The following is a 24,352-nucleotide window of genomic DNA, read 5'->3' on the forward strand; positions in this document are numbered from 1 at the left end:
GACGGCGTACAATCGACCCATGCCCTATGCCGCCCCCGCCACCGACGACCTCGACCGCCCCGTCATCTGGACCGTGTCGGTCTCGCGCCTGTCCGACCTGTTCCGCGACATCACGCTCGAGTACGACCACCTGGCCACGATCGAGCCGATCAAGCTCGGTTTCGACGACGCCGTGCGCCACATCCGCGAACGCATGGCCAGCGAACGCTGCGACGTGGTGATCGCCGCCGGCTCGAACGCGGCCTACCTGAAGGGACGCTTGTCGGCGCCCGTGGTGGTGGCGCGCGCCAGCGGCTACGACATGATGGAGGCGCTGGCGCGTGCGCGCAAAGGGGCCGAGCGCATCGGCGTGATCAGCTACCAGGCGCCGCTGGCGGCGCTGGCCGGCTTTGCCGAGACCTTCGGCGCCACCATCGCGCAGCGCACCTACGTGACGGAACAGGATGCGCGCGACCGCATTCGCGAACTCAAGGCCGAAGGGGTCACCGCCATCGTCGGCGCAGGCCTGATCACCGACCTGGCCGAGGAAGCCGGCCTGACGGGCGTATTCGTCTATTCAGCCGCCTCGATCCGCCAGGCTTTCGACGACGCCCTCGAACTGGCGCGGCAGACGGCCGCCGACGCCCGCCGCGGCCGGCGCACGGTGCTGGCCGACACCTTGCGGGCGCGCCACGGCCTGAACGATTTGAAGGGCGAATCGGCCGCCATGGAGCAGTTGCGCCAGGCGGTGGTGCTGTTCGCCCGCTCGCCGGCCACCGTGCTGATTGAGGGCGAGACGGGCACCGGCAAGGAACTGGCGGCGCAGGCGATCCACCGCGAAAGCCCGCGCGGCCGGGGCGACAACCGCCCCTTCGTGGCCGTCAACTGCGGCGCGCTGACCGAGTCGCTGCTCGAGTCCGAACTGTTCGGCCACGAGGAAGGGGCGTTCACGGGCGCGCGCCGGGGCGGCCATGCGGGCCTGTTCGAGGCGGCCAATCACGGCACCCTGTTTTTGGATGAAATCGGCGAAATGCCGCTGCCCCTGCAAACGCGCCTGCTGCGCGTGCTCGAAGAGCGCGAAGTGGTGCGGGTGGGCGGCACCCGCCCCATCCCGGTGACGGTGCGGGTGATCAGCGCCACCCACTGCGACCTGGCGGCGCGCGTGCGCGACGGGCGCTTTCGCGCCGACCTGTATTACCGGCTGGCGGTGCTGCGCCTGCCGCTGGCGCCCCTGCGCGCGCGTGCCGTCGACGTGGCGCCGCTGGCCGAATGGTCGCTCAAGCATGCCCTAGCGGCGCTGGGCGCGCGCCCCCACCCCAATCTGCACGCGGAAATCCAGGCCTGTGCCGGCCTGCTCGAACGCTACGACTGGCCCGGCAACGTGCGCGAACTGCGCAACGTCACCGAGCGCCTGGCGCTGTACCTGGCGGCCGAACCGCTGCAGGCGCTGACCCAGGCCTTCGTGCTCAAGGTGGCGCCGGAACTGGGCCGCGCGGCGCCGCCGTCGACAGCGGCGGCGGCGACCGCAGCGACGCCCTCGGTGCACGAGGTGCTGGCGCGCTTCGAGGGCCGGCGCGACGAGGCGGCGGCCTACCTGGGCATCAGCCGCACGACCTTGTGGCGCAGGCTCAGGCAGGCGGCGCGGATGACAGGCTGAAAATTTATTTTCCGCCCCCTGCATCCGATCGCATCGGCCCCGGGTAGTACTCATAGCGGCGCACAAGGCGCCCGCACTGACCTCTACAAGGATAACGCCATGACCCAAGCCCGCCTGCCATCCCTGCTCGCCCTCGCCGCCGCCGCCACCATGCTGTCGGCCTGCAGCACCATGACGCCCGCCAGCCGCTATTCGCAGGACAGCCTGCCCGACAGCATCAAGGTCCCGGCCGGTAACGTCGTCGCCATGGAAACCCGCGCCACGGGCGAACTGACCTACGAATGCAAGGACAAGGCCGCCATGCCGGGCCAGCTCGAGTGGACCTTCGTCGGCCCCAAGGCCACCCTGGCCGACCGCGCCGGCAAGGCCGTCGGCACCTATTACGGCCCACCGGCAACCTGGCAGGCGGCCGACGGCTCCAAGGTCAGCGGCACGCAACTGGCGGTGGCCCCTTCCGGTCCGGGCAATATCCCGTTCCAGCTGGTTAAGGTCAACCCCGTCAACCCCGCCAACCCCGCCAGCGGCGCCGGCGCCATGCTGGGCACCACCTACATCCAGCGCGTGGCCCTGCAGGGCGGCGCCGCCCCCGCCAGCGGCTGCAGCGCCGACACGCGCGGACAGCGCACGGTGGTGAACTACCAGGCCGATTACATCTTCTGGAAAGCGATGTAACCATCGTATTTACTGTGCGTTGTCGGGCCAGCAATTTATGCTAGGATTCCTTCGAGAATCTCCTAGCCATTTTTGACGGACTGCCTGTGCCCGACCTCGCCGACGCATTCGATTATGAAGCCGCCCTCAATGCCTGCGCCAGCGGCGACCAGTCGGCCCTGCGCCGCCTGTACGACCAGGAAGGCGCCCGGCTGCTGGGCGTGGCCCGGCGCATCGTCGTCGACGCCGCGCTGGCCGAGGACATTGTCCACGACGCCTTCATCAAGGTGTGGACCGGTGCCGCCAGCTACGACCCCTTGCGCGGCGCGGCGCGCGGCTGGATCTACACCATCACCCGCCACCTGGCACTGAACGCGGTGCGCAATGCCGCACGCGAAGTGACGGTCGACGACGATGCCGCCGCCGCCATCGACGCCCGCGCTTCGATGGCGCACTGGGCCGAGGTCAGCGACAGCTTCGCCTTTGCCTCGACGCCCGGCCAGATCGGCCTGTGCCTCGAGCAGCTCGAGCCGGTGCGCCGCAACTGCCTGCTCCATGCGTATGTCGACGGCTTGTCGCACAGCGAAATCGCCGCCCGCGTCGATGCCCCCATGGGCACCGTCAAATCGTGGATCAAGCGCAGCCTGGCTTCCTTGAAAGTGTGCCTGTCATGAGTCCTGTATCGTCCCCATCCGACCCGCTGCACGCCGAAGCGGGCGAGTACGTGCTGGGCACCCTGTCGCCGGCGGCGAAAGCCGACGTCGACCGGCGCCTGCGGCTCGATCCCGCCCTGCGGCTGGCCGTCCAGCAGTGGGAAGCGGACCTGCTGCCCCTGACGGCGCTGGTGGCGCCGGTGACGCCGTCGGCGCAGCTGTGGCGGCGCATCGCGGACAGCACGGCGCCGCCGCTGGTGCACAAGCGCCCCATGTGGGACAGCCTGGGCATGTGGCGCATGCTCACCGCCGGCTCGATGCTGGCCACGGCGGTGCTGGCCGTCAGCCTGGCCGGGCGCATGCCGGGCGGCGCCGACAAGCCCCAGTACATGGTGGTGCTGGTGGCGCCGCAGGACAAGGCGCCCGGCTACGTGGTGCAGGCGAGCGCCTCGCGCGAACTGAGCCTGGTGCCCCTGAACGCCGCCGCCGTCCCGGCCAATAAATCGCTGCAGTTCTGGACCAAGGCCGACGGCTGGGGCGGCCCGGTGTCGCTGGGCCTGGTCAAGCCGGGCCAGACCATCACCATCCCGCTCGATGCGCTGCCGAATATCCAGCCGAACCAGTTGTTTGAACTGACGCTCGAACCGGTCAACGGCTCGCCCCTGAACAAGCCAACGGGACCGATCCAGTTCATCGGCCGCGCCGTCAAAGTGATGTAATCGAACGCCTTGTAATCGAGCGCGCCTGAACGAAAAAAACCCGCCAGTGGCGTACCTGGCGGGTTTTTTACTGCGCGCGAGCGTTTATTCGATCTCGACCGTTTCAGGCGGCAAGGTCGGTGGCGGCAGTGAGTCGCCTTCCGGGAACTCGATCAGCACTTCATCTTTCTCGTTCAGATCGACGACGATCTTGCCGCCGTTGATCAGGCGGCCGAACAGCAGTTCGTCGGCCAGCGCCTTGCGGATCATGTCCTGGATCAGGCGCGCCATCGGCCGGGCACCCATCTGCGGATCGAATCCTTTCTTGCCAAGGAACTTGCGCAGTTTCTCGGTGAAGATGGCCTCGACTTTTTTCTCGTGCAGCTGTTCTTCCAGCTGCATGAGGAACTTGTCGACCACGCGCAGGATGATTTCCTCGTCGAGCGCGCGGAAGCTGATGGTGGCATCGATCCGGTTGCGGAACTCAGGCGTGAACATCCGCTTGATATCGGCCATTTCGTCGCCCGCCGCTTTCGAGTCCGTAAAGCCCATCGAACGCTTGGTCAGGCTTTCGGCGCCCGCATTGGTGGTCATGATGATGATCACGTTGCGGAAATCCGCCTTGCGGCCGTTGTTGTCCGTCAGGGTACCGTGGTCCATCACCTGCAGCAGGATGTTGAAAATGTCCGGGTGGGCTTTTTCAATTTCGTCCAGCAGCAGCACCGCGTGCGGCTTCTTGGTGATCGCCTCGGTCAGCAGACCGCCCTGGTCGAAGCCGACGTAACCGGGAGGCGCACCGATCAGGCGCGACACCGCGTGACGCTCCATGTACTCCGACATGTCGAAGCGGATCAGCTCGATGCCGAGGATGAAGGCCAACTGCTTGGCCACCTCGGTCTTGCCCACGCCCGTCGGACCGGAGAACAGGAAGGAGCCGATCGGCTTGTCCTGCTTGCCCAGGCCGGCGCGCGCCATCTTGATGGCCGACGACAGCGCATCGATGGCCGGGTCCTGGCCGAACACCACGTTGCGCAGATCGCGGTCGATGGTCTGCAGCTTGCTGCGGTCGTCCTGGTTGACCGTCTGCGGTGGGATGCGGGCGATCTTGGCGATGATTTCCTCGATTTCCGCCTTGCCGATGGTTTTCTTCTGCTTCGACTTGGGCAGCACGCGCTGGGCTGCACCCGCTTCGTCGATGACGTCGATGGCCTTGTCGGGCAAATGGCGGTCGTTGATGAAGCGCGCCGCCAGTTCAGCCGCCGTGGTCAGTGCCGACGCCGAATACTTGACGCCATGATGCTCTTCGAAGCGCGACTTCAGGCCGCGCAGGATCTGGATGGTCTGTTCGACCGTCGGCTCGTTGACGTCGACCTTCTGGAAGCGCCGCGACAGGGCGTGATCTTTCTCGAACACGCCGCGGTATTCCGTGAACGTGGTCGCGCCGATGCATTTCAACTGGCCATTGGCCAGCGCCGGCTTCAACAGGTTCGACGCGTCGAGCGTGCCACCGGAGGCGGAACCGGCCCCGATGATGGTGTGGATTTCATCGATGAACAGGATGCCGTTCGGGGTGTCCTTCAACTGCTTGAGGACGGCCTTGAGGCGCTGCTCGAAGTCGCCGCGGTACTTGGTGCCGGCCAGCAGCGCGCCCATGTCGAGTGAAAACACGACGGCGTTCTGCAGGATTTCCGGCACGTCTTCCTGGGTGATGCGCCAGGCCAGGCCCTCGGCGATGGCGGTCTTGCCCACGCCCGCTTCACCGACGAGCAGGGGATTGTTCTTGCGGCGACGGCACAGGATCTGGATGACCCGGTCGACTTCTTCCTCGCGGCCGATGAGGGGATCGATCTTGCCCTCGGCGGCAGCCTTGTTCAGGTTCAGCGTGAACTGGTCGAGCGGGCTTTCCTTCGGCTGGCCCTCGACCTGCGCCTCCTCCACCCCTTCCGAGGTCTTGGCGGCGTCGGCCTGCTGGTCCTTGCGCACGCCGTGCGAAATGAAGTTGACCACGTCGAGGCGGGTGACGCCCTGCTGGTGCAGGTAGTACACCGCGTGCGAATCCTTCTCGCCGAAGATGGCCACGAGCACGTTCGCGCCCGTCACTTCCTTCTTGCCGTTCGATGCCGACTGAACGTGCATGATGGCGCGCTGGATCACCCGCTGGAATCCCAGCGTGGGCTGGGTATCGACCTCGCCCGTGCCAGGCACGGTCGGGGTGTTATCGCCAATAAAGTTGGTCAGCGTTTTGCGCAGATCGTCGATGTTGACCGCACAGGCGCGCAAGACTTCGGCGGCCGATGGGTTGTCCAGCAGCGCCAGCAGCAAATGCTCAACGGTGATGAATTCATGCCGTGCTTGCCGTGCTTCGACAAACGCCATGTGTAGAGAGACTTCCAATTCCTGCGCAATCATACTTCCTCCATCACACACTGCAGGGGGTGACCTGCCTTGCGTGCATGCGTTAATACAAACTCCACTTTGGTACACGCGATATCTTTGGAAAACACACCGCACACGCCTTTGCCATGACGGTGAACGGAAAGCATGATCTGCGTAGCCGTTTCCCGATCCTTGTTGAAGTACTCTTGAATGACGGCCACAACGAACTCCATCGGCGTGTAGTCATCGTTCAACAATGCCACCTGGTACAGCGGCGGGGGCTTGACGACCTGCCGCTCCAGTAATTGCTCGGTATCTTGCTTGGTTGCCATACGCTTTATTCTAATGCTTTCACTCAGGTCGCGCCGCATGAACTGCAGCACTTTTATACATGTTTTCCATCTTACGCGTTTTCCGCCTGAAGCGCAGATGGCGACCTCTTTGCATAAAACAAGAGTTGGATTTCAGACTCATATGGCGAAAGTAACAAGCGCAATTTAAAAGGGCTTGACTTCAATAGTCATTCCGCCAACAATGCAGATATCGACTTGTCCGCAAATGGTCTGGTTGATAAGAAGTGAGCAGGCTGAGGAGGGGGCAAGAAGCTTCTTGCTTGATGGCTCGTGTGATTGGTTTTTTTTGAAAGTTCTTTTTATGGCAACAGGTACAGTTAAGTGGTTCAATGATTCCAAGGGTTTCGGCTTCATTACTCCTGATGACGGCGGCGAAGATTTGTTCGCGCACTTCTCCGCAATCAACATGAACGGTTTCAAGACCCTCAAAGAAGGTCAAAAAGTACAATTCGAAGTCACGCAAGGCCCTAAAGGCAAGCAAGCTTCCAACATCCAAAATGCTTAAGTAGCAAACCGGACTGTAAAAAACCCCGCCATGGCGGGGTTTTTTTTGGCCTTGTCGAACCAGGCCTGCGCCAGCGACATCGATGTGGACGGCATACTGCGCGGCCAATCCGGCCCCGCACCAGCGGCCTCACCGTGCAACTAGCAACACTGTCAGGTGCCGCTCACGCCAGGCGCAAACGCTCGCCGTGGGCGCGCGGCGAGGCCCGTTCGTCAGCAGGCGCTTGCAAGGTAAAGCGGGCGACAATTTCCCCCAGGCTGGCCGCCTGCTGGTGCAGCGACGCCGACGCCGCCGACGCCTCCTCCACCAGCGCGGCGTTCTGCTGGGTCACGCTGTCCATGTCTTCGATGGCATCGTGGATACGGCCAATGTCTCCCACCTGCAACTCGCTCGCTTCGGAGATCTCACCAATGATCGAACAGACACCGGCAACGCTGGCGACGATCTCCTGCATGCGCGCGCCCGCCAGGTCGACCAGCTGGGTGCCGGCCTCCACCCGGCCCACCGAGTCGCCGATGAGCTGCTTGATTTCTTTCGCCGCCGCCGCCGATCGCTGCGCCAGATTGCGCACTTCGGAGGCCACCACCGCAAAGCCACGCCCCTGCTCGCCCGCCCGGGCCGCTTCGACGGCCGCATTGAGCGCCAGGATATTGGTCTGGAACGCGATGCCATCGATGACGGCGATAATGTCGACGATGCGCCTGGACGATTCATTGATCGAGGCCATGGTATCGACCACTTCCGCCACCACCTTGCCACCACGCACAGCATCGCTGGACGCCGAGATCGCCAGGTCGTTGGCGCGCCGCGCATTGTCGCCACTCTGGCGCACACGCTCGCTGAGCACGCCCACGGTCGTTACCGTGCCCTGCAGGGAGACGGCCTGGCGTTCCGTGCGATTCGACAGGTCCTGGTTGCCGTGGGCAATCTCCTCCGACGCACAGGTAATGGCGTCGACCCCGACCTGCACCTGCGCCACCGCGTCGTGCAGACGCACCATCATGCCATCGAGCGACTTGCCAGCCGGACTGTTGGCGGCCGCCTGGTCGCCGCGCAGGTCGATGGTACCGGCCGCGCCGGCCGACATCGTCGCCACCCGGGCGCCCAGTTCGGCCGCCTGCACCGCTTCACGCCGCAGCAGCAGCGCCAGATAACACAGCACCGCCGACTCGACGACGACGTAGGATGCATGGATCAACACCTGTTTGAAGCCGGGCTCGCTCATGCAGCGCACGCCGTAACCGAGTTCCTGCAGGTAGCTGAAACTGAGGTGATGGAGCGCGATCACCGCCGCCGCCACCACCACCACCATCGGGTCGCGATAGCACAGCAGAAAGGCCAGCAATACGAAAATGCCGAAATGCAGCTCCGTGGCGCCTGCCGCCTGATGGATGTGCAATGCGGCAAACACCATCAAGGCGCCACCAGCGACCATCGCCGTGCTGCGGCGCCCGCCGCGGGCGAGCACGAGGGCGGTGGGAATCGCCGCCGCCGGAAAACCGACCAGCAAGGCCCAGCTCAAGGTGTCGTGCAGCGGCGACAAGGCGAGCGCCATCACGAACAGCCCCCACAAGATGATGCACATGAGGCGGTCGGCCGAACGTGCGTGCTGTCGTAAAGAATCCGTGAGGGTCGATGTGGTCATGATATGGGCGTTGAAAAATGGGAGGAGACAGCGATCGTTCACGCTGCATGGCGGTTTGCAGCACGTATCGCACCCTGCTGTTGCCAGCTATGACGGACAAAAGTAGGTTTGGGGCAACAGTTGAGATTGTAGCGTGAATTTGATAGTTTTCCATAGGCAATTATAATTACCGATATTTAATGGCGAAAATGCTATCAAACGGGGCGAAAAAAAGCCCCAGAGCATTTCTGCCTGGGGCTGATCCGATTCAGCTTCCAAAATTCTTGGCAAGACTACATATGTTCGATCATCACGTCGCCAAAGCCGGAGCACGACACCTGGGTGGCGTCCTCCATCAGGCGGGCGAAGTCGTAGGTGACGCGCTTGGAGGCGATCGCTCCCTGCATCGAGGTGATGAGCAGGTCGGCCGCCTCGGTCCAGCCCATGTGGCGCAGCATCATTTCGGCCGACAGGATCATCGAACCGGGATTGACGTAGTCCTTGCCCGCGTACTTGGGCGCGGTGCCGTGGGTGGCTTCGAACATGGCGATCGAATCGGACAGGTTGGCGCCCGGCGCGATGCCGATGCCGCCCACCTGGGCCGCGAGCGCGTCGGAAATGTAATCGCCATTGAGGTTGAGGGTGGCGATGACGCTGTATTCGACGGGGCGCAGCAGGATTTGCTGAAGGAAGGCGTCGGCGATCGAGTCCTTGATGACGATGTCGCGTCCGCTCTTGGGATTTTTCAGCTTCATCCACGGTCCGCCGTCGATCAGCTCGGCGCCGAATTCCTTCTGTGCCAGCGCATAGGCCCAGTCGCGGAAGCCGCCTTCCGTGTATTTCATGATATTGCCCTTGTGGACAATCGTCACGGAAGGCTTGTCGTTGTCGATGGCGTACAGGATCGCCTTGCGCACCAGGCGCTCGGTGCCTTCGATCGACACCGGCTTGATGCCGATGCCCGAGGTGTGCGGGAAGCGGATCTTGGTCACGCCCATTTCATTGATCAGGAAGTCGATCAGTTTCCTGGCGCCTTCGCTGCCCTGCTGGTATTCGATGCCGGCGTAGATGTCTTCGGAGTTCTCGCGGAAGATCACCATATTGGTCTTTTCCGGCTCTTTCATGGGCGACGGCACGCCCGTGAAATAGCGCACCGGGCGCAGGCACACATACAGGTCGAGCTGCTGGCGCAGCGCCACGTTGAGCGAGCGGATGCCGCCGCCGACGGGCGTGGTCAGGGGCCCCTTGATGGAGACGATGTAATCCTTGACCGCCTCCAGCGTTTCCTCGGGCAGCCAGACATCGGGGCCATAGGTGGCGGTGGCTTTTTCGCCGGCAAAAATTTCCATCCAGCTGATCTTGCGCTCGCCCCGATACGCCCTGGCGACAGCCGCATCGACCACCTTGATCATCACGGGCGTGATGTCGACGCCGGTACCGTCGCCCTCGATGAAGGGGATGATCGGATTGACCGGGACCGTCAGCGAGTAGTCGGCGTTGACGCGGATTTTCTGGCCGTCGGCCGGGACGGTGATATGTTGGTACATCGTGCTCTCCCAATTGACACAGGATCGGCGCGCATTGCGCCGCCTGTCTTCGATAAGATATAAGATTCGTGTCTTGCATTATGCACCAGCTGTTTGTACGCTGCCATGATTTCAGCCCCGCGCCGCGTGCCGCCCTCCCCCATTCCATTGCGCTCCCATGCCCCTGATCCTTTTCAATAAACCGTTCCAGGTCCTGTGCCAGTTCACCCCGCAGGACGGGCGCGAATCGCTGGCCGACTATCTGGCCATTCCCGGTATCTATCCGGCCGGCCGGCTCGACGCCGACAGCGAAGGCTTGATGCTGCTGACCGATGACGGCATGCTCCAGCATAAAATCGCCCATCCCGACCACAAGGAAGCAAAAACCTACCTGGTGCAGGTGGACGGGCTGGTCGAGGCTGCCGCCCTGGCGCGCCTGCAGTTGCCGCTCGACCTGGGCGACTTCGTGACCAAGCCGTGCCGCGCCGTCCAGATCGCCGAGCCGGCCTGGCTGTGGCCGCGCAATCCGCCCATCCGTGCGCGCGCCGACAAGCCCACCAGCTGGATCGCGATCACGCTCGAAGAAGGCAAGAACCGCCAGGTGCGGCGCATGACGGCGGCGGTGGGCCTGCCCACGCTGCGACTGGTGCGCAGCAGCATCGGGCCGTTTTCGCTGGCCACCCACCCCCTGCTGCCGGGCGAGCACCTGGCCGTCACCGCATATGTGTGATGGGTGAAGCGAAAAAAACCCGCCGCGGTCAAACTGACCGGGCGGGTTTTTTTTGAAGGGGCAAGGGCGCCGTGGCGCCGTGCCGCCAGTTACCCCAGTGCCGCGATGGCGCTGTTGAACGTCGCGCTCGGGCGCATTGCCGCCGACACCTTCGCTTCGTCGAGCAGGTAGTAACCGCCCACGTCGACCGGTTTGCCCTGCACGGCCAGCAACTCGGCGACGATGGTCGCTTCGTTGTCGGTGAGCGACTTGGCCAGCGGCGCGAAGTGCGCGGCCAGGTCCGCGTCGTCGGTCTGCGCGGCCAGTTCCTGCGCCCAGAACAGCGACAGGTAGAACTGGCTGCCGCGGTTGTCGAGCTCGCCCGTTTTCGGCGAAGGCGACTTGCGGTTGTCGAGCAGCTTGCCGGTGGCGGCGTCGAGCGTTTTGGCGAGGATCTTGGCCTTGGCATTGCCCGTCTTGATGCCCAGGTCCTCGAACGACACGGCCAGCGCCAGGAACTCGCCCAGCGAATCCCAGCGCAGGTGGTTTTCTTCCACCAGTTGTTGCACGTGCTTGGGGGCCGAACCGCCGGCGCCCGTTTCGTACATGCCGCCGCCGGCCATCAAGGGCACGATCGACAGCATCTTGGCGCTGGTGCCCAGTTCCATGATGGGGAACAGGTCGGTCAGGTAATCGCGCAGGATGTTGCCGGTGACGGAAATGGTGTCCAGGCCGCGGCTGAGGCGTTCGAGCGTGTAGCGCATGGCGCGCACTTGCGACATGATCTGGATGTCCAGGCCGCTCGTGTCGTGATCCTTCAGGTAGGTCTTGACCTTGGTGATCAGCTCGTTTTCATGGGGACGGTACGGGTCCAGCCAGAACACGGCAGGCATGCCGGAATTGCGCGCGCGCGCCACGGCCAGCTTGACCCAGTCGCGGATCGGCGCGTCCTTGACCTGGCACATGCGCCAGATGTCGCCCTGCTCGACGTTTTGGCTCAGCAACACTTCGCCCGTTGCCAGGTCGGTGATGTTGGCCACGCCCGCTTCGGCGATTTCAAAGGTTTTGTCGTGCGAGCCGTATTCCTCGGCCTGCTGGGCCATCAGGCCCACGTTTGGCACCGTGCCCATGGTTTTCGGGTCGAACGCGCCGTGCCATTTGCAGAAATTCAGGATTTCCTGGTAAATGCGGGCAAACGTGCTCTCGGGGATGACTGCCTTGACTTCCTTCAGGCGGCCGTCGGCGCCGTACATCTTGCCGCCGGCGCGGATCATGGCGGGCATCGACGCATCGACGATGACGTCGTTGGGCGAATGGAAATTGGTGATGCCCTTGGCCGAATCGACCATCGCCAGCGCCGGACGGTGTTCCTGGCAGGCGTGGATGTCGCGCACGATTTCATCGCGCTGCGACACTGGCAGGTCGGCGATCTTGTTGTACAGGTCGGCCATGCCGTTGTTGACGTTCACGCCCAGGCTGTCGAACAGGGCGCCGTGCTTTTCAAACGCTTCCTTGTAGAACATGCGCACGCAGTGACCGAACACGATCGGGTGCGACACCTTCATCATGGTGGCCTTGACGTGCAGCGAGAACATCACGCCGGTGTCCTTGGCGTCCTCGATCTGCTCTTCGTAGAACTTGAGCAGCGACTTGAGGCTCATGAACATGGAATCGATGATTTCCCCGTCGAGCAGCGTCACCTTCGGCTTGAGCACGATGGTCTTGCCGCTGGCGGTGATCAGTTCCATCTTGACGTCGCGGTTGCCCTGGACGGTCAGCGATTTTTCGCCATGGTAGAAATCGCCTTCGATCATGTGCGACACGTGGGTGCGCGACGCGGCCGACCACTTGGCCATCGAATGGGGATTCTTGCGCGCGTATTCCTTGACGGCGCGGGGAGCGCGGCGGTCAGAGTTGCCTTCACGCAGGACCGGGTTGACCGCCGAACCGATGCACTTGCCGTACTTGAGCTTGATGGCTTTTTCTTCGTCCGTCTTCGGCTCGGCCGGGTAGTCGGGAATGTCGTAGCCCTTGCCCTGCAGTTCCTTGATGGCCGTTTCCAGCTGCGACACGGAGGCGCTGATATTGGGCAGCTTGATGATGTTCACTTCCGGCGTCAGGGTCTTCTGGCCCAGGTAGGCCAGCGAGTCCGACACCCGTTGCTCGGGCGCGAGGCGCTCCGGGAAGGTGGCCAGGATGCGGGCGGCGACCGAGATGTCGCTGGGCTCGACGGTGATGCCGGCGGCCTTGGCGAAGGTGCTTACCACTGGCAGGAAGGCGTGGGTCGCCAGCAATGGCGCCTCGTCGGTCAGGGTGTAGATGATGGTCTGATCACTGCTCATGCGCTTTTCCTCGGTGTTGGCGAACGTTGTCGCGATGGTGAAGCTGAATTGAAGATCGGTGGCTATTATCCCACGTCACTTTCATCCATGTAAAAACAGAAGCGAAAAAACCCGCCGGACCAAAGATCGGGCGGGTCTTTCAAGCAAGAAGCTGCCGGCGCGGACTGGCCGCGCACACGATCGCCAATTAAGCCGACAGTGCTTTCAGGGCAGCTGCAAGGCGGCTCTTATGGCGAGCAGCCTTGTTCTTGTGAATGATTTTTTTGTCAGCGATGCTGTCGATCTTCGACACGGAGGTCTGGAAAATCGTGGTCGCGGCGGCTTTGTCGCCAGCCTGGATCGCTTTACGCACTGCCTTGATAGCGGTGCGCAGGGTCGAACGCTGCGACGAATTGTGTGCGTTCTGCTTAACTGCTTGACGAGCGCGCTTGCGTGCTTGTGCGGTATTTGCCATGGAATTTCCTAAAACGGGGTCAAGTTGCGTTTGCAAACACAAGCGTTTGCCAGGTCGGCCCGCCCCATGTTCCGGACGTGCTCGCTGCCAAACCAGTGCCTGTCAAACAAATGTGTCTGCGTAACAGAATTCTGTACAGCCTTCGATTATAGCGGCAAATTGCGATGCGGGCAATTCAAAAATGTGGCGGGGCACGACGGACCGTCCGCGGCCAGTGTTGCCGGGCTATAATCTCGCGCCATGAACTTGCTCAAAACCCTCGCTGCCATTTCCAGCATGACCATGCTGTCCCGCGTCACCGGCCTGTTGCGCGAGAGCCTGTTCGCGCGCGCCTTCGGCGCTTCGGCCTACTCGGACGCCTTCATTGTCGCCTTCCGTATTCCCAACCTGCTGCGCCGCCTGTTCGCCGAGGGCGCGTTTGCCCAGGCCTTCGTGCCGATTCTATCCGAATACAAGACCCAGCACGGGCACGACGCCACCAAGGTGCTGGTCGACCATGTCGCCACCACGCTGGTGTGGGCCACCGTGCTCACCAGCCTGGTCGGCATCGTGTTCGCCCCCGCGCTGATCCTGCTGATCGCCACCGGGCTGGAAAAAAACACCGAGGCGGTGTGGATGACGCGCCTGATGTTCCCTTACATTGCCTGCATGTCCTTCGTGGCGCTGGCCGGCGGCGTGCTCAATACCTGGCGCCAGTTCAAGATTCCCGCCTTCACGCCCGTGCTGCTCAACGTTGCCTTCATCCTCGCCTCGCTGTTCCTGGTGCAGTTCCTCGATACACCGATTTACGCGATGGCCATCGCCGTGCTGGTGGGCGGCCTGCTGCAGGTGGGCCTGCAACTGCCCGCCTTGCGCAAGATCGGCATGCTGCCGCGGCTGGCCTTCAATCCCCTGACGGGCCTGCGCGACCCCGGCGTGCGACGCATGCTGCGCAAGATGGGACCGGCCGTGTTCGCCGTCTCGGCGGCGCAGATCAGCCTGATGATCAACACCAATATTGCCTCGCGCCTGGCCGCCGGCAGCGTCTCGGCCCTGTCGTATGCGGACCGGCTGATGGAGTTTCCCACTGCCATGCTGGGGGTGGCGCTGGGCACCATCCTGCTGCCCAGCCTGTCGAAGGCCAATGCGGAAGCCGACACCACCGAATATTCCGCCCTGCTCGACTGGGGCCTGCGCCTGACCTTCCTGCTGGCCGTGCCCGCCGCCGTCGGCATGGCCACCCTGGCCGAACCGCTGATCGCCACGCTGTTTCATTACGGTAAATTCGACGCGGCCGATGTGGCCGCCTCCGCCCTGCCCCTGACTGCCTACAGCGCCGGCCTGATCGGCATCATCCTCGTCAAGACGCTGGCGCCCGCGTTTTATGCGCGCCAGGACATCAAGACGCCCGTGCGCATCGCCATTGGCGTGCTGGTCGCCACCCAGTTGATGAACCTGGTCTTCGTGCCGCGCCTGCAAGTGGCGGGACTGGCGCTGTCGATCGGCCTGGGCGCCTGCCTCAATGCGCTGTGCCTGTACCTGGGTCTGCGCCGCCGCCAGATCTACACGCCGCAGCCGGGCTGGTTCGGCTTTGTGCTGCGCCTGCTCATTGCCGTCTGCGCGATGGGCGCGCTGTGCTGGTACGCGCAGTCGCTGGTGGACTGGCCGGCCATGCGCGCCCACGCCTGGCTGCGGGCGGGCACGCTGCTGGCCATCATCAGCGCGGCCGCCGTCCTGTATTTCGCCGTGCTGATGGCGCTGGGCTTCCGGGTCCGCCACTTCAAACGGCGCGCCGACTAAGCCAAGCCAACGGCGCCGCCCTCAGTCGCGCCGCACCGGCCGCACCGTCGGTGTCTCGGTGCGGCCATCGTCCTCTTCCGGCTTGGGCTCTTCCACGATCACCTCGGGCACGGGCGCCACTTCGACCGGCGCGCTCGCTTGCGCCGGCGCCGGCGCCGGTGAAGGCGCGGGCGCGGGCGCGGGCGCCGCCCCCGGTTCGGGCGCCACCGGCGCCGTGCCGGCCACCGCCGGAAACAGCGAGGCGGACGACGCTGGCGCCCGCTGCCCCGACTGCGGCACGCTGGGCGCAGGCCCGCTTGCCACAAAATGCCAGTCCGAAATATGCTGCCGGTTGTCGAAGCCCAACAGGCGCGCGTCAAAGTTGGCGATTTTCAAGGGCTGCAACGGCGACTTGCTGTACACCGCCACGATGCCTTTCTGGTCGCCCAGCCAGACGATGCCCCAGTCGGTGCTGCCGGTGATGGGGTCGATGAAAATCTTGCGCAGGTGACGGCGGATGGCGGGGCTGCGCGTGTCTTTCAACAAGTCCTGCAGGGTCGGCGGCTGGGTCGGCTGGCCGGCCGGGGTGGCGGCGGCGTAACTGGTGAGAGCCTCGGCGAAGGCGGTGCCGACATACAGCAGCTCTTGCTCGGCGGCGGCGCGGCGCAGCAGGGCGTCGATCTTCAGGGTGGCCGCGCCCACCAGGCCCAGCACCGTCACCAGGATGATCATCCCCAGGTAAGTAAAGCCGCCTTGGCGCGCGGGTTTCACTTACCAGTCCGCGTAAGGTCTGCCGTTGCGGTCATTGCCCGCCGCGCCACTCTTGATGGTGTAGACCGCCCCCTTGCTGCCATCCTCGGGCGGCACCACGATCCACGTCGTCGCACTCTCGGTGAGCGGATCGAGCGGCACGGCGCGGATGTACTTTTTTTCGACCAGTTGCTCGAGCGAGTCGGGATAGCGGCCCGTGTCGCTATAGAACTGGTCGATGACGGCGCGGGTGTTGCGCAGGTTGTCGGCCAGGATGGTGTCCCTGGCGCTGTCGATGCTGGGAAAAAAGCGCGGCACGGCCAGCGTCAGCAGCAAGGCCACGATGCCGAGCACCACCAGCAGTTCAATCAGGGTAAATCCGCGCGCGCGCCTTGCTGCCTGCATCAGTGTTTCCATCGTTTTTTTACCACTTGCGGTAGGGGATGCCGTTCAGGCCCGTGCGCTCGGACATCGACAGGACATCATAGACATCGTCGCCCTCGCGCGGATCGGCCGCCTCGCTGGCGTAACTGCGCCGCCCCCAGGTGTCGGCGTCGGCCTTGTCGGCGTCGCCGCCGAACGGGTCGCGCGGCAGGCGGCGTAAAAAATAGACCTTGGCGCGCCTGGCGCTGCGCAGGTCGATCACGCCCTCGACCAGCACCTCCAGTTTCGGCGGGTAGCCGGTGGCGCCGGCCGCCTTGGCGATGCGACCTTCGTCGCTGGCCTTCTTGTAGGCGTCGATGGCGCCGCGGATCTCGCGCAGCGCCACCCGCAACTCCTGCTCGTGGCGACGCTGGATGGTCACCTGGGCGGCCGGCGCGACGATGGTCGCCAGCAGCGCCAGGATCGCCAGCGTCACCAGCAGTTCGATCAGCGTGAAGCCGCGTGCTTTCATCGCACCGGCGGGGCGACGACGGGGGCGCCCGGGGCCGGCGCCGCTGGCGTGGGCGGCAGACCGACCGCCGGCGCCAGGTTCGGCAAGGTGGCGCTGGGCAGCACCACCGGCCCGGGCGGCTCGGCCACCGGCCGGATGGTATGCGGCGTCGTCACCGTCACCGTGGCGGGCGCCAGCGGCGCGGCCGGGCGGGCCGGCGGCGCCACCACCGAGGCGCCGCCGGCGGTGCCGACGGCGCCGGGCACCGTCGGTACGGTCGCCGTGACGGGCGTCTCGGGACGGCGGCGGAAGCTGCCCTCGGTGCCGGCGTTGAATTCGGCCGCGTTCAGGCCCGGACGCTGGATGTTGCGCACCAGGTGCGGGGTGATCGACAGCACGATCTCGTTCTTGTCCGTGCTGTCGTGGCCGACGCCGAACAGGCGACCGACGATGGGCAGACTGCCCAGCAAGGGCACCTTGCTGCCGCTGCTGCGGTCCTCGTTGCTGATCAAGCCGGCCAGCACCTGGTTTTCGCCGTCTTTCAGCTGCAGCATGGTGGTGGCCGAACGGGTGCCGATGCGGTACGCCACCGAGCCCGACTTGGTGACCACGGAATCGACCAGGTTCGACACCTCCAGTGCCACCCGGATCGCCACCTCGTTATTGAGGTAGATGGTCGGCTCGACGTTCAAGGTCAGGCCCACATCGACATAGCTGACCGACTCCGAGGCGAAGCCACCGCTGGTGCCGGGGGTGATGATGGTGGTGATGACGGGAACCTTGTCGCCGATGACGACCTTGGCCTTCTCGCGGTTACGCACGCGGATGCGGGGATTGGCCAGGGTGTTGGAGTCGCCGTCGGTCTTGTTGGCGGTGATGGTGGCACTGAGGGCGGTGACGCCGATGGTGCCACCGTTGAGGTTACGCAGGGTGTCGATGGTGATGCCGCCACCGGTGGTGCTGGTGAGCGGCGAGAACCCCACGCTGCCGGGCCAGCCGATGCCCAGGTCGAGCAGGCGGCTGCGCTTGATCTCGAGGATCTCGACATCGAGCATCACTTCCGGTTCGGCCACGTCCTGCAGGGCGACCAGGCGGGTGGCCAGCTTGATCGCTTCCGGGCTGTCGCGCAGGATTACCAGGTTGAGCTTTTCATCGACGACGACATCGCGCGACTTCAAGATGGTCTTGAGGGTGTTGGCCACGTTCTTGGCGTCGGCGTTGGCCAGGAAGAAGGTCTTGACCGTCATCTCCTGGTATTCCTTGAGCTTGGCGGCGACGTTGGGGAAAACCAGGATGGTGTTGCCGTCCATGATTTGCTGCTCCAGCTGGTTACTCACCAGCAGATAATAAACCGCCTGCTCCACCGTGCTGTTCTTCAGAAAAATCGAGGTGCGCTGGTCGGTCTTGACGTCCTTGTCGAACAGGAAATTCAAGCCGGACCGGCGCGAGATCACCTCGAACACCTGCTTGAGCGAGGCGTCGCGAAACTCGATATTGATCGGCAGCTTGTAGGCCGCCGCCAGGCCCGCATCGGGCGCCGCCGCCAGGGTCCTGTCGGTGACCTCGGCCAGCAGCAGGCGCGCCGGCTCGTGCGCCGGGCGCTCGGCCAGGATCGCGTTCAACTTCTGGCGCGCCGTTTCATACTCCTTGCGCGCGAACGCGGCCTGCGCCTCGCCCAGCAGGCCGGCCTGGCGCGCATCGGCCTCGAGCAGGCGCAGGCCGGCGCGCGCCCGTTCGTTGGCCGGCTCGAGCGCCAGCGCGCGCCTCAGGCTGAGCATCGCCACCTGCGGACGGCCCTCGGCGAGCTCGCGCTCGGCCTGCTCATTGAGGCGATTCGTGCTGCCATCGCGCGCCTGCAAATAGGCCGCCTTGTACTGTGCGTTGCCCGGCTCGGCGGCGATCGCCTCGCGGTACTTGAGCAGGCCCGCTTCGACCTGGTCGGCGGCGACGAGCTTCTGGCCGTCGTTGTATGCCATCTGGCCGGCGCAGCCGGACAGCGCCAGCGTGAGCGCGGCAGCAAGCGCAAGCCGGACCGGGTAGGGACGGCAAAAATCGGATGGCATCACTCGGGTACTCCAATATTGATCTGTTGGACCTGCTTCAAGGGCAGGTAAGTCAGGGTCATCCATGGCGGGGCGATGGCGTCGACGCGATACAGGCCGTCGATCACCATCTGCTGGCGCACGATCAGCGTCTCGCTGCCGCGCGCCAGGAACACCTCCCAGGCGCCGTTTTCCTGCGCCTTGCCCAGAAAAACAAACGGCAGCGGCGGCGCCACCGGCGGCGGCGGCGGCGGTTTCGACGGCGGCGGTGGCGGCGGGGTCCAGTTCTGCACGGCGAACGCGCCGCCGCCGTCGCCCTGCCCCATCGCCGGCGCCATCAACTGCTCGCGCGGCACCAGTGCCAGCAGCACCGGCGCGGCCGCTTTCGTGCTCGCCGTGGCGGCCGTGCGCGCGGCCGGCACGGCCGGTGCGGTCGGCGGCGCAATGGTGCTCTTGCGCGGTGCCGCTTCGACCAGCTCGCCCGGCGCCGACTTGTCGCCGAAAAACGCAAACGCGGCGGCGACCGCCAGGGTGGCGCCCAGCACCAGTTGACGGGGCTTCATGGCGTCGCCTGCAAATACAAGGTCAGGCGCACGCGCGCTTCCACGCCCGGCTGGCCGATGCTGTCGCGTTTAAAGCTGATGTCGTCGAGCGAGGCGAAGGGAATCGCGCGCAGGGCCGCCATGGCGAACTGCCAGATGGCGCCGTAGCTGCCCCTGACGGGCAAATTGACTTGGTAGGTGCCAAAGCCGCCCTCGCGCACGCTGGCGCTCTTGTACTCGCCCTGGTTGAGCACGATGCCGCTTTTCGCCGCCAGCGCGAACAAGGTACCCACCTGCTGCTCGACGTCGCGGCGCTCGCCCAGCACCTGCTGGAATTGGGCCAGGTTGGCGCCGGCGGCCGCGGGCGCGGCCAGCGCCAGCGGCGCCGCGACCACGGGCGCCAGCGGCGCCGGCATGGCCGCCGCGCTCAGCGCGGCGACCCGGCGGTCGCTTTGCGCCGTGCGCAGCGGCAGCAGCACGGCCAGCGCCAGCACGCCGGCCAGCGGCAGCGCGACGGCGGCGACCGGCAGCGGCCCGCGCGCCACCAGCCACAGGCGCCAGCGCAGCATCAGGGCGGCGCCGTTCATGGCGCGCGCCCAGCCGGATGGGCCAGGCCAGGACTTGACCAGCTGGCGTCGACCTCGAAGCGCAGCGGCCGGTTCGGGTCGAGCTCATTGATTTCGTGGCGCAGCAGGACGACGTCGCCAAACAATTCCTGGCCCTTGAGCTGTTCAACGTAAGCGATCATCGATTCGGCATCCTTGGTCTCGGCGGTGATTTTCACGCTGCGGCGGCGCGCATCCGGTTCCAGCCCCAGCAGCGCGACGCTGGCCGGGGTGGCGGCGCCGACGGCCTCGCGCAAGGCGGGCCATGGCAGATTCAATTGCAAGATGGCGCCGTTGACGGCGCTGGCCTGGGCCGCGCCGATGTCCACCGCCGGAACGGCCCGGGCAATGGCGGCGGCGGCGGCAGCCGGCGCGGCGATGCTGGCGCGCACCGCGGCCAGCTGCTCGTCGAGCGCGCGCTGGCGCGCCAGCATCTGCCCGCCCAATGCCAGCGCGGCGCCGCACAGGACCACGCCCAGCCCCAGCACGGTCCAGCCGCGCGGTCCCAGCCGGTACCAGCTGCGCGCCAGCGAAGGCGCGGCGAAATCGATGGCGACGCGCTTCATGCGGCGCTCCCGGCGCCGGCCAGCCGGGCCAGCGGGGAAGCGGTCGCGTCGGCCTGGTCCAGCAGCACGCAGCCGGGCAGCGCGGCCCATGCCGCCGGCGCTGCACCGCACAGGCGCAAGCGCTCGGGCGCCGGCCGATTCAGGCGCAGCGCCTCGCGCGCCAGCTGGCCTTGCAGCCAGGCCGAAGGGGCGCTGGCCGCGGCGTCGATGGCCAGCGCGCGCATGGCGACGATGCCGCCATCGCACACGCCCAGGGTCAGCACGCCGTCGTGCACCACGCCGAACCAGTCGCCGGCGGCCAGGCCCGCGCGCCAGCGATTAAACAGCACCACGAACTGCGGCGCCACCTCGATCAGGCGCATGGCGTGGGCGCTGGTGGCCTGCTGCAGCGCCGCCACCAGCGACACGGGAATGGCGGCGGCCAGGAACGGCCGCGTCAACTGCCAGTCGGCGCGCAACTGCCAGCCGGCCGCCGGTTCGCCGTACAGTTGCTGGAAGCGCAGCGCGGCGGCCGCTTCCAGGTCGGCCATGCGTGCGCAGGCGGGCGGCGGCGTCACCTGCCAGAAGCGCACCAGCTCATCAGCCAGCACCACCGACAGCGGCCAGCCGTCGCGCTGGGCGTCATTTAACAGCGCTGTCACGGCGCCCGCCAGGGCAACTGGAAAGGCGTGGCTGGCGTCGAGCGGCAATTCGGCCAGCAGCGTCGCCTCGCGGCCCCAGCGCCGGGTTTCCAGCAGGGCGACGCCGTCGGCCGATATCCCCAGCCGCAAGGCATGTCCGAATTTTTTACGCATGCAAGGTCACCCGTTTGATCTCCGCAATCGTGGTCAATCCCCGCTGCACCAGGTCGAGCGCGGCCAGGCGCAGGCTGCGGGTGCCGTTGGCGTGCGCCGCCGCCTTGATCTGGCGAATCGGCTTCTTGTCGACGATCAGCTCGCGGATTTCGTCGTTCAGGGTCAGGATCTCGGCGATCGAGCGGCGCCCCTTGTAGCCGGTGCCGCGGCAATCGCCGCAGCCTTTGCCCTGCTTGAATTCGAAGTGCCCGACGTCGGCCCGCGCCAGGTTGACCGAGGCCAGTTCGGCGTCGTCGGGCCGGTAGGCCAGCGCGCAGTGCGGGCAATTGGTGCGCACCAGGCGCTGCGCCCAGATGCCGTTGAGGGCCGAGACGAACGCGTAGGGGTCGATGCCCATGTGGGTGAAGCGGCCAAACACGTCGAACACATTATTGGCGTGCACGGTGGTGAGCACCAGGTGGCCCGTCAGCGCCGACTGCACCGCGATTTCCGCCGTCTCGCGGTCGCGAATTTCGCCCACCATGATTTTATCGGGGTCGTGGCGCAGGATCGAGCGCAGGCCCTTGGCGAACGTCAGCCCCTTTTTTTCGTTGACGGGGATCTGCAGGATGCCGGGCAACTGGTACTCGACCGGGTCCTCGATGGTGATGATCTTTTCGCGGCCGTTGTTGATCTCGGTGAGCGCCGCATACAGGGTGGTGGTCTTGCCGGAACCGGTGGGCCCCGTCACCAGCAGCATGCCGTAGGCTTCCTGCGCCAGGCCGCGCAGGGTCGCCAGCGACGGCGCGTCGAAGCCCAGCGCCTCGAGCGTGAGTGCGCCATACGCTTCGATCATGGCGCGCTTGTCGAGAATCCGGATGACGGCGTCCTCGCCATGAATGCTGGGCATGATCGACACCCGCAGGTCGATCTCGCGCTGGTTCGACTCGACCCGGAAGCTGCCGTCCTGCGGAATGCGGCGCTCCGAGATATCGAGTTCGGCCAGCACTTTCAGGCGCGAGATCACCTGTTCGGCCACTTCGATGCCGTTGACCGAGGTGGCGTGATCGAGCACGCCATCGATGCGGTACTTGACGGCCAGGCCCAGCGCCGTGCTCTCGAGGTGAATGTCGGAGGCGCCCGCTTTCAGGGCATCGTACAGGGTCGAATTGACCAGCCGGACGGCCGGGCTGGCCGCTTCGTTGACCGAGGCGAACGACAGCACGGCGGTGGTCTTGCCTTCGCGCTTGCCGTCGGCCACGCCGGGGGTGAGCGTATCGACGGCGCGTGCCGATTCCTCGTGCTTGCTCAGGTAAGCCTGGATGTCGGCGGCCAGCGCCAGCCGCGTTTGCAAGGGCGCGCGCGCGCTGGCGCCGGCGCGCGCGCCCAGCCAGGTTTGCAGGTCGAGGTCGAACGGGTCGGCCACCACGCCGATCAGCTCGCGCGAAGGACTGCGCAACAGCACGCAGCGGCGCGCCAGCGCCTGCGCCAGCGGCAGCAGGTCGAAGGCGGGCGCATAGGCGAGCATGTCGGCCGTCTCGGCCACCACCAGGCCAAACGGCGCCGCCAGTGCGCGCACGAGCTGGCGCGGCTCGAGGCCGGTCTCGCCTTCGAGTTCGTCGACCAGGGTGCGACCGGCGCGGGCACTGGCCGCGCGCGCGCGCGCCAGCACGGCGGGATCGATGGCCAGGATGCCTGACACAGTGGCTGGGGCGTTCAAGACATGTCTCCGGCGAGGTCGAAAATCGGCATATACAACAGCACCACGATGGCGCCGACGATCAGGCCGATGGCGGCCATCAGCAAGGGTTCAAAGGTGCGGGTGAAGCGGTCGATCCAGCGGCTGATTTCGCCGTCGTAGAACGCCGCCGACTGGGTCAGCATGGGCCCCATGTCGCCGGTGCGTTCGCCCACCCGCAGCATGCGCAACGAAATCGGCGTGGTCAGTCCGTTCGCTTCGAAGGCGCTCGACAGCGGCAGCCCCGATTCGATCGCCAGGCGCGCCTGCTGCAGGCCGGCGCGCACGCTGGCCGTCGCCATCGACTGCACCGTCTCGATGGCCTGGACGATGGGGATGCCGCCTTCGCTGAGCATGCCCAGGGTCAGGTACAGGCGCGATAATTCATAGATGCGCACGCGCTCGCGCAAGCCCGGCACGCGCGCGAGCAGCGCGCCGATGCCGCCCTGGGCCAGCAAGTGGCGCGCACCAAACACGGCCACCCCGGCCACGCCGGCCAGGCCGGCCAGCAGCAGCACGGTGTGGTTGGCGGCGAACTGCCCCCATGACAGCAACAATCGCGACATGAACGGCAAGGTGCGCCCCGCCCCCTGGTAGACCTCGGCGAAGCGCGGCACCACGTAGGTAATCAGGAACAGGCTGACGCCGCCGCCGACGAGCAGCAGGATGGTCGGGTAGATGGCCGCGCTGGTGATCTTGCCGCGGACGGCGTCGATGCGCTGCTGGTAATCGATGTAGCGCGCCAGTGAGCGCGGCAGGTCGCTGGTCCCCTCGGCGGCCTTGACGATGCCGATGTACAGGGGCGGAAACTGATCGCCCTGCTCGGCCAGCACGCTGGAAAAGCGCTTGCCCTCGCGCAGGCCCGCCAGCAGGCGTCCCAGCACGTCGGCCAGCGCCGGATTGGCTTCCTTCTCGAGCAGCGCCTCGAGCGCTTCGACCACCCCCAGGCCCGCCGACAGCAGCGCCAGCAATTCCTGGCTGAACAGCACCAGCGACATGCCGGCGCGCCCACGGGCGCTGCCGCGGCGCTTGAGCGCGGCAACGTACAGGCCGCGCGCTTCGACCTGGCGGCGGGCATCGGCTTCGTCGAGCGCATCGATGGTCAGGCGCGAAACGGCGGCGTCGGCGCTCAGGGCGCGCACGTCAAACTGCATGAAGCGATCCGTTCGGGGTAAGC

23 protein-coding genes are annotated in these 24,352 nt (G+C 65.7%); 7 read left to right on the top strand and 16 right to left on the bottom strand.

Annotation, left to right across the window (positions count from 1 at the left end; translation table 11 throughout):
* The first annotated feature begins 19 nt into the window (after positions 1–19).
* The 4 genes from prpR (at position 20) to ACP7EY_RS11600 (ending at position 3,659) form a co-directional block, all read left to right on the top strand.
* Entirely contained in the window at positions 20–1,636 is a 1,617-nt protein-coding gene (gene prpR / locus ACP7EY_RS11585) for a propionate catabolism operon regulatory protein PrpR (RefSeq protein WP_426193608.1), read from the top strand.
* Positions 1,637–1,735: 99 nt separating this feature from the next.
* Positions 1,736–2,308: a DUF3455 domain-containing protein gene (locus ACP7EY_RS11590; RefSeq protein ID WP_426193610.1), complete on the top strand. Its 573-nt coding sequence runs from the start codon at positions 1,736–1,738 to the stop codon at positions 2,306–2,308.
* Positions 2,309–2,394: 86 nt separating this feature from the next.
* Entirely contained in the window at positions 2,395–2,961 is a 567-nt protein-coding gene (locus ACP7EY_RS11595; protein WP_426193612.1) for a sigma-70 family RNA polymerase sigma factor, read from the top strand.
* The gene (locus tag ACP7EY_RS11600; protein ID WP_426193614.1) at positions 2,958–3,659 is read left to right on the top strand and encodes an anti-sigma factor; all 702 of its coding nucleotides are present in this window, start codon (positions 2,958–2,960) and stop codon (positions 3,657–3,659) included. Before ACP7EY_RS11595 ends, ACP7EY_RS11600 begins: the two co-directional genes overlap by 4 nt.
* An 84-nt stretch (positions 3,660–3,743) precedes the next feature.
* Here ACP7EY_RS11600 and clpA read toward each other — a convergent pair whose 3' ends face one another.
* On the bottom strand, positions 3,744–6,047 hold the full coding sequence (gene clpA, locus ACP7EY_RS11605; protein WP_426193616.1) for an ATP-dependent Clp protease ATP-binding subunit ClpA: 2,304 nt from the start codon (positions 6,045–6,047) through the stop codon (positions 3,744–3,746).
* Complete coding sequence (gene clpS / locus ACP7EY_RS11610; protein ID WP_073217831.1) at positions 6,044–6,346, bottom strand: ATP-dependent Clp protease adapter ClpS; 303 nt, start codon at positions 6,344–6,346, stop codon at positions 6,044–6,046. The genes clpA and clpS overlap by 4 nt, the downstream gene beginning before the upstream one ends.
* Before the next feature lie 322 nt (positions 6,347–6,668).
* Between clpS and cspE the strand changes: the two genes are divergently transcribed.
* Positions 6,669–6,872, top strand: coding sequence for a transcription antiterminator/RNA stability regulator CspE (gene cspE / locus ACP7EY_RS11615; RefSeq protein ID WP_426193824.1), 204 nt, complete (start codon positions 6,669–6,671; stop codon positions 6,870–6,872).
* A 163-nt stretch (positions 6,873–7,035) separates the two neighbouring features.
* On the opposite strand, the gene ACP7EY_RS11620 is transcribed toward cspE, so the two are convergent.
* Both ACP7EY_RS11620 and icd read right to left on the bottom strand, forming a co-directional pair.
* Positions 7,036–8,517 (bottom strand): methyl-accepting chemotaxis protein, encoded by a 1,482-nt coding sequence (locus ACP7EY_RS11620; RefSeq protein WP_426193619.1) that lies wholly within the window; start codon positions 8,515–8,517, stop codon positions 7,036–7,038.
* 272 nt (positions 8,518–8,789) lie between these two features.
* Positions 8,790–10,043 carry an NADP-dependent isocitrate dehydrogenase gene (gene icd, locus ACP7EY_RS11625; RefSeq protein WP_426193621.1) on the bottom strand — a complete coding sequence of 418 codons (1,254 nt, stop codon included), beginning with the start codon at positions 10,041–10,043 and terminating at the stop codon, positions 8,790–8,792.
* 157 nt (positions 10,044–10,200) lie between these two features.
* On the opposite strand from icd, the gene ACP7EY_RS11630 reads away from it, so the two are divergent.
* Positions 10,201–10,752: a pseudouridine synthase gene (locus ACP7EY_RS11630; RefSeq protein WP_426193622.1), complete on the top strand. Its 552-nt coding sequence runs from the start codon at positions 10,201–10,203 to the stop codon at positions 10,750–10,752.
* An 89-nt stretch (positions 10,753–10,841) separates the two neighbouring features.
* Here ACP7EY_RS11630 and ACP7EY_RS11635 read toward each other — a convergent pair whose 3' ends face one another.
* Both ACP7EY_RS11635 and rpsT read right to left on the bottom strand, forming a co-directional pair.
* Positions 10,842–13,073: an NADP-dependent isocitrate dehydrogenase gene (locus tag ACP7EY_RS11635; protein ID WP_426193624.1), complete on the bottom strand. Its 2,232-nt coding sequence runs from the start codon at positions 13,071–13,073 to the stop codon at positions 10,842–10,844.
* Positions 13,074–13,260: 187 nt separating this feature from the next.
* Positions 13,261–13,527 (bottom strand): 30S ribosomal protein S20, encoded by a 267-nt coding sequence (gene rpsT / locus ACP7EY_RS11640; RefSeq protein WP_426111115.1) that lies wholly within the window; start codon positions 13,525–13,527, stop codon positions 13,261–13,263.
* Positions 13,528–13,767: 240 nt separating this feature from the next.
* Between rpsT and murJ the strand changes: the two genes are divergently transcribed.
* A complete protein-coding gene (murJ, locus tag ACP7EY_RS11645; RefSeq protein ID WP_426193626.1) occupies positions 13,768–15,306 on the top strand; it encodes a murein biosynthesis integral membrane protein MurJ in 1,539 nt (512 codons plus the stop codon).
* A 21-nt stretch (positions 15,307–15,327) separates the two neighbouring features.
* On the opposite strand, the gene ACP7EY_RS11650 is transcribed toward murJ, so the two are convergent.
* Genes ACP7EY_RS11650 through ACP7EY_RS11695 form a run of 10 tightly spaced genes read right to left on the bottom strand, consistent with a single transcriptional unit; the run spans position 15,328 to position 24,329 of the window.
* Positions 15,328–16,056, bottom strand: a complete 729-nt coding sequence (locus ACP7EY_RS11650) for a type II secretion system protein (RefSeq protein WP_426193628.1) — start codon at positions 16,054–16,056, stop codon at positions 15,328–15,330.
* Positions 16,057–16,440 carry a type II secretion system protein gene (locus ACP7EY_RS11655; RefSeq protein WP_426193630.1) on the bottom strand — a complete coding sequence of 128 codons (384 nt, stop codon included), beginning with the start codon at positions 16,438–16,440 and terminating at the stop codon, positions 16,057–16,059.
* Positions 16,441–16,459: 19 nt separating this feature from the next.
* Positions 16,460–16,930 carry a type II secretion system protein gene (locus tag ACP7EY_RS11660; RefSeq protein WP_426193632.1) on the bottom strand — a complete coding sequence of 157 codons (471 nt, stop codon included), beginning with the start codon at positions 16,928–16,930 and terminating at the stop codon, positions 16,460–16,462.
* A complete protein-coding gene (locus tag ACP7EY_RS11665; protein WP_426193826.1) occupies positions 16,927–18,972 on the bottom strand; it encodes a secretin N-terminal domain-containing protein in 2,046 nt (681 codons plus the stop codon). The genes ACP7EY_RS11660 and ACP7EY_RS11665 overlap by 4 nt, the downstream gene beginning before the upstream one ends.
* The gene (locus ACP7EY_RS11670; RefSeq protein WP_426193634.1) at positions 18,972–19,514 is read right to left on the bottom strand and encodes a hypothetical protein; all 543 of its coding nucleotides are present in this window, start codon (positions 19,512–19,514) and stop codon (positions 18,972–18,974) included. The genes ACP7EY_RS11665 and ACP7EY_RS11670 overlap by 1 nt, the downstream gene beginning before the upstream one ends.
* Positions 19,511–20,080 (bottom strand): hypothetical protein, encoded by a 570-nt coding sequence (locus tag ACP7EY_RS11675; RefSeq protein ID WP_426193636.1) that lies wholly within the window; start codon positions 20,078–20,080, stop codon positions 19,511–19,513. Before ACP7EY_RS11675 ends, ACP7EY_RS11670 begins: the two co-directional genes overlap by 4 nt.
* Positions 20,077–20,664, bottom strand: a complete 588-nt coding sequence (locus tag ACP7EY_RS11680; RefSeq protein WP_426193638.1) for a hypothetical protein — start codon at positions 20,662–20,664, stop codon at positions 20,077–20,079. The genes ACP7EY_RS11675 and ACP7EY_RS11680 overlap by 4 nt, the downstream gene beginning before the upstream one ends.
* On the bottom strand, positions 20,661–21,458 hold the full coding sequence (locus tag ACP7EY_RS11685; protein WP_426193640.1) for a hypothetical protein: 798 nt from the start codon (positions 21,456–21,458) through the stop codon (positions 20,661–20,663). Before ACP7EY_RS11685 ends, ACP7EY_RS11680 begins: the two co-directional genes overlap by 4 nt.
* Positions 21,451–23,157: a GspE/PulE family protein gene (locus ACP7EY_RS11690; RefSeq protein ID WP_426193641.1), complete on the bottom strand. Its 1,707-nt coding sequence runs from the start codon at positions 23,155–23,157 to the stop codon at positions 21,451–21,453. The genes ACP7EY_RS11685 and ACP7EY_RS11690 overlap by 8 nt, the downstream gene beginning before the upstream one ends.
* On the bottom strand, positions 23,154–24,329 hold the full coding sequence (locus ACP7EY_RS11695) for a type II secretion system F family protein (protein WP_426193643.1): 1,176 nt from the start codon (positions 24,327–24,329) through the stop codon (positions 23,154–23,156). Before ACP7EY_RS11695 ends, ACP7EY_RS11690 begins: the two co-directional genes overlap by 4 nt.
* Positions 24,330–24,352 lie beyond the last annotated feature (23 nt).

The sequence above is a fragment of the Massilia sp. DWR3-1-1 genome, from assembly GCF_049898325.1.
Taxonomy (GTDB): domain Bacteria; phylum Pseudomonadota; class Gammaproteobacteria; order Burkholderiales; family Burkholderiaceae_D; genus JAFCUW01.

Bases quoted from the DNA above. Each gene is read 5' to 3' on its own strand.
- cspE (WP_426193824.1), top strand. From the start codon at position 6,669: ATGGCAACAGGTACAGTTAAGTGGTTCAATGATTCCAAGGGTTTCGGC.
- ACP7EY_RS11695 (WP_426193643.1), bottom strand. From the start codon at position 24,329: ATGCAGTTTGACGTGCGCGCCCTGAGCGCCGACGCCGCCGTTTCGCGC.
- ACP7EY_RS11680 (WP_426193638.1), bottom strand. From the start codon at position 20,664: ATGAAGCGCGTCGCCATCGATTTCGCCGCGCCTTCGCTGGCGCGCAGC.
- ACP7EY_RS11675 (WP_426193636.1), bottom strand. From the start codon at position 20,080: ATGAACGGCGCCGCCCTGATGCTGCGCTGGCGCCTGTGGCTGGTGGCG.
- ACP7EY_RS11635 (WP_426193624.1), bottom strand. From the start codon at position 13,073: ATGAGCAGTGATCAGACCATCATCTACACCCTGACCGACGAGGCGCCA.
- murJ (WP_426193626.1), top strand. From the start codon at position 13,768: ATGAACTTGCTCAAAACCCTCGCTGCCATTTCCAGCATGACCATGCTG.
- ACP7EY_RS11685 (WP_426193640.1), bottom strand. From the start codon at position 21,458: ATGCGTAAAAAATTCGGACATGCCTTGCGGCTGGGGATATCGGCCGAC.
- ACP7EY_RS11670 (WP_426193634.1), bottom strand. From the start codon at position 19,514: ATGAAGCCCCGTCAACTGGTGCTGGGCGCCACCCTGGCGGTCGCCGCC.
- rpsT (WP_426111115.1), bottom strand. From the start codon at position 13,527: ATGGCAAATACCGCACAAGCACGCAAGCGCGCTCGTCAAGCAGTTAAG.
- ACP7EY_RS11655 (WP_426193630.1), bottom strand. From the start codon at position 16,440: ATGCAGGCAGCAAGGCGCGCGCGCGGATTTACCCTGATTGAACTGCTG.
- prpR (WP_426193608.1), top strand. From the start codon at position 20: ATGCCCTATGCCGCCCCCGCCACCGACGACCTCGACCGCCCCGTCATC.
- clpA (WP_426193616.1), bottom strand. From the start codon at position 6,047: ATGATTGCGCAGGAATTGGAAGTCTCTCTACACATGGCGTTTGTCGAA.
- ACP7EY_RS11630 (WP_426193622.1), top strand. From the start codon at position 10,201: ATGCCCCTGATCCTTTTCAATAAACCGTTCCAGGTCCTGTGCCAGTTC.
- ACP7EY_RS11600 (WP_426193614.1), top strand. From the start codon at position 2,958: ATGAGTCCTGTATCGTCCCCATCCGACCCGCTGCACGCCGAAGCGGGC.
- ACP7EY_RS11620 (WP_426193619.1), bottom strand. From the start codon at position 8,517: ATGACCACATCGACCCTCACGGATTCTTTACGACAGCACGCACGTTCG.
- clpS (WP_073217831.1), bottom strand. From the start codon at position 6,346: ATGGCAACCAAGCAAGATACCGAGCAATTACTGGAGCGGCAGGTCGTC.
- ACP7EY_RS11665 (WP_426193826.1), bottom strand. From the start codon at position 18,972: ATGCCATCCGATTTTTGCCGTCCCTACCCGGTCCGGCTTGCGCTTGCT.
- ACP7EY_RS11590 (WP_426193610.1), top strand. From the start codon at position 1,736: ATGACCCAAGCCCGCCTGCCATCCCTGCTCGCCCTCGCCGCCGCCGCC.
- ACP7EY_RS11660 (WP_426193632.1), bottom strand. From the start codon at position 16,930: ATGAAAGCACGCGGCTTCACGCTGATCGAACTGCTGGTGACGCTGGCG.
- icd (WP_426193621.1), bottom strand. From the start codon at position 10,043: ATGTACCAACATATCACCGTCCCGGCCGACGGCCAGAAAATCCGCGTC.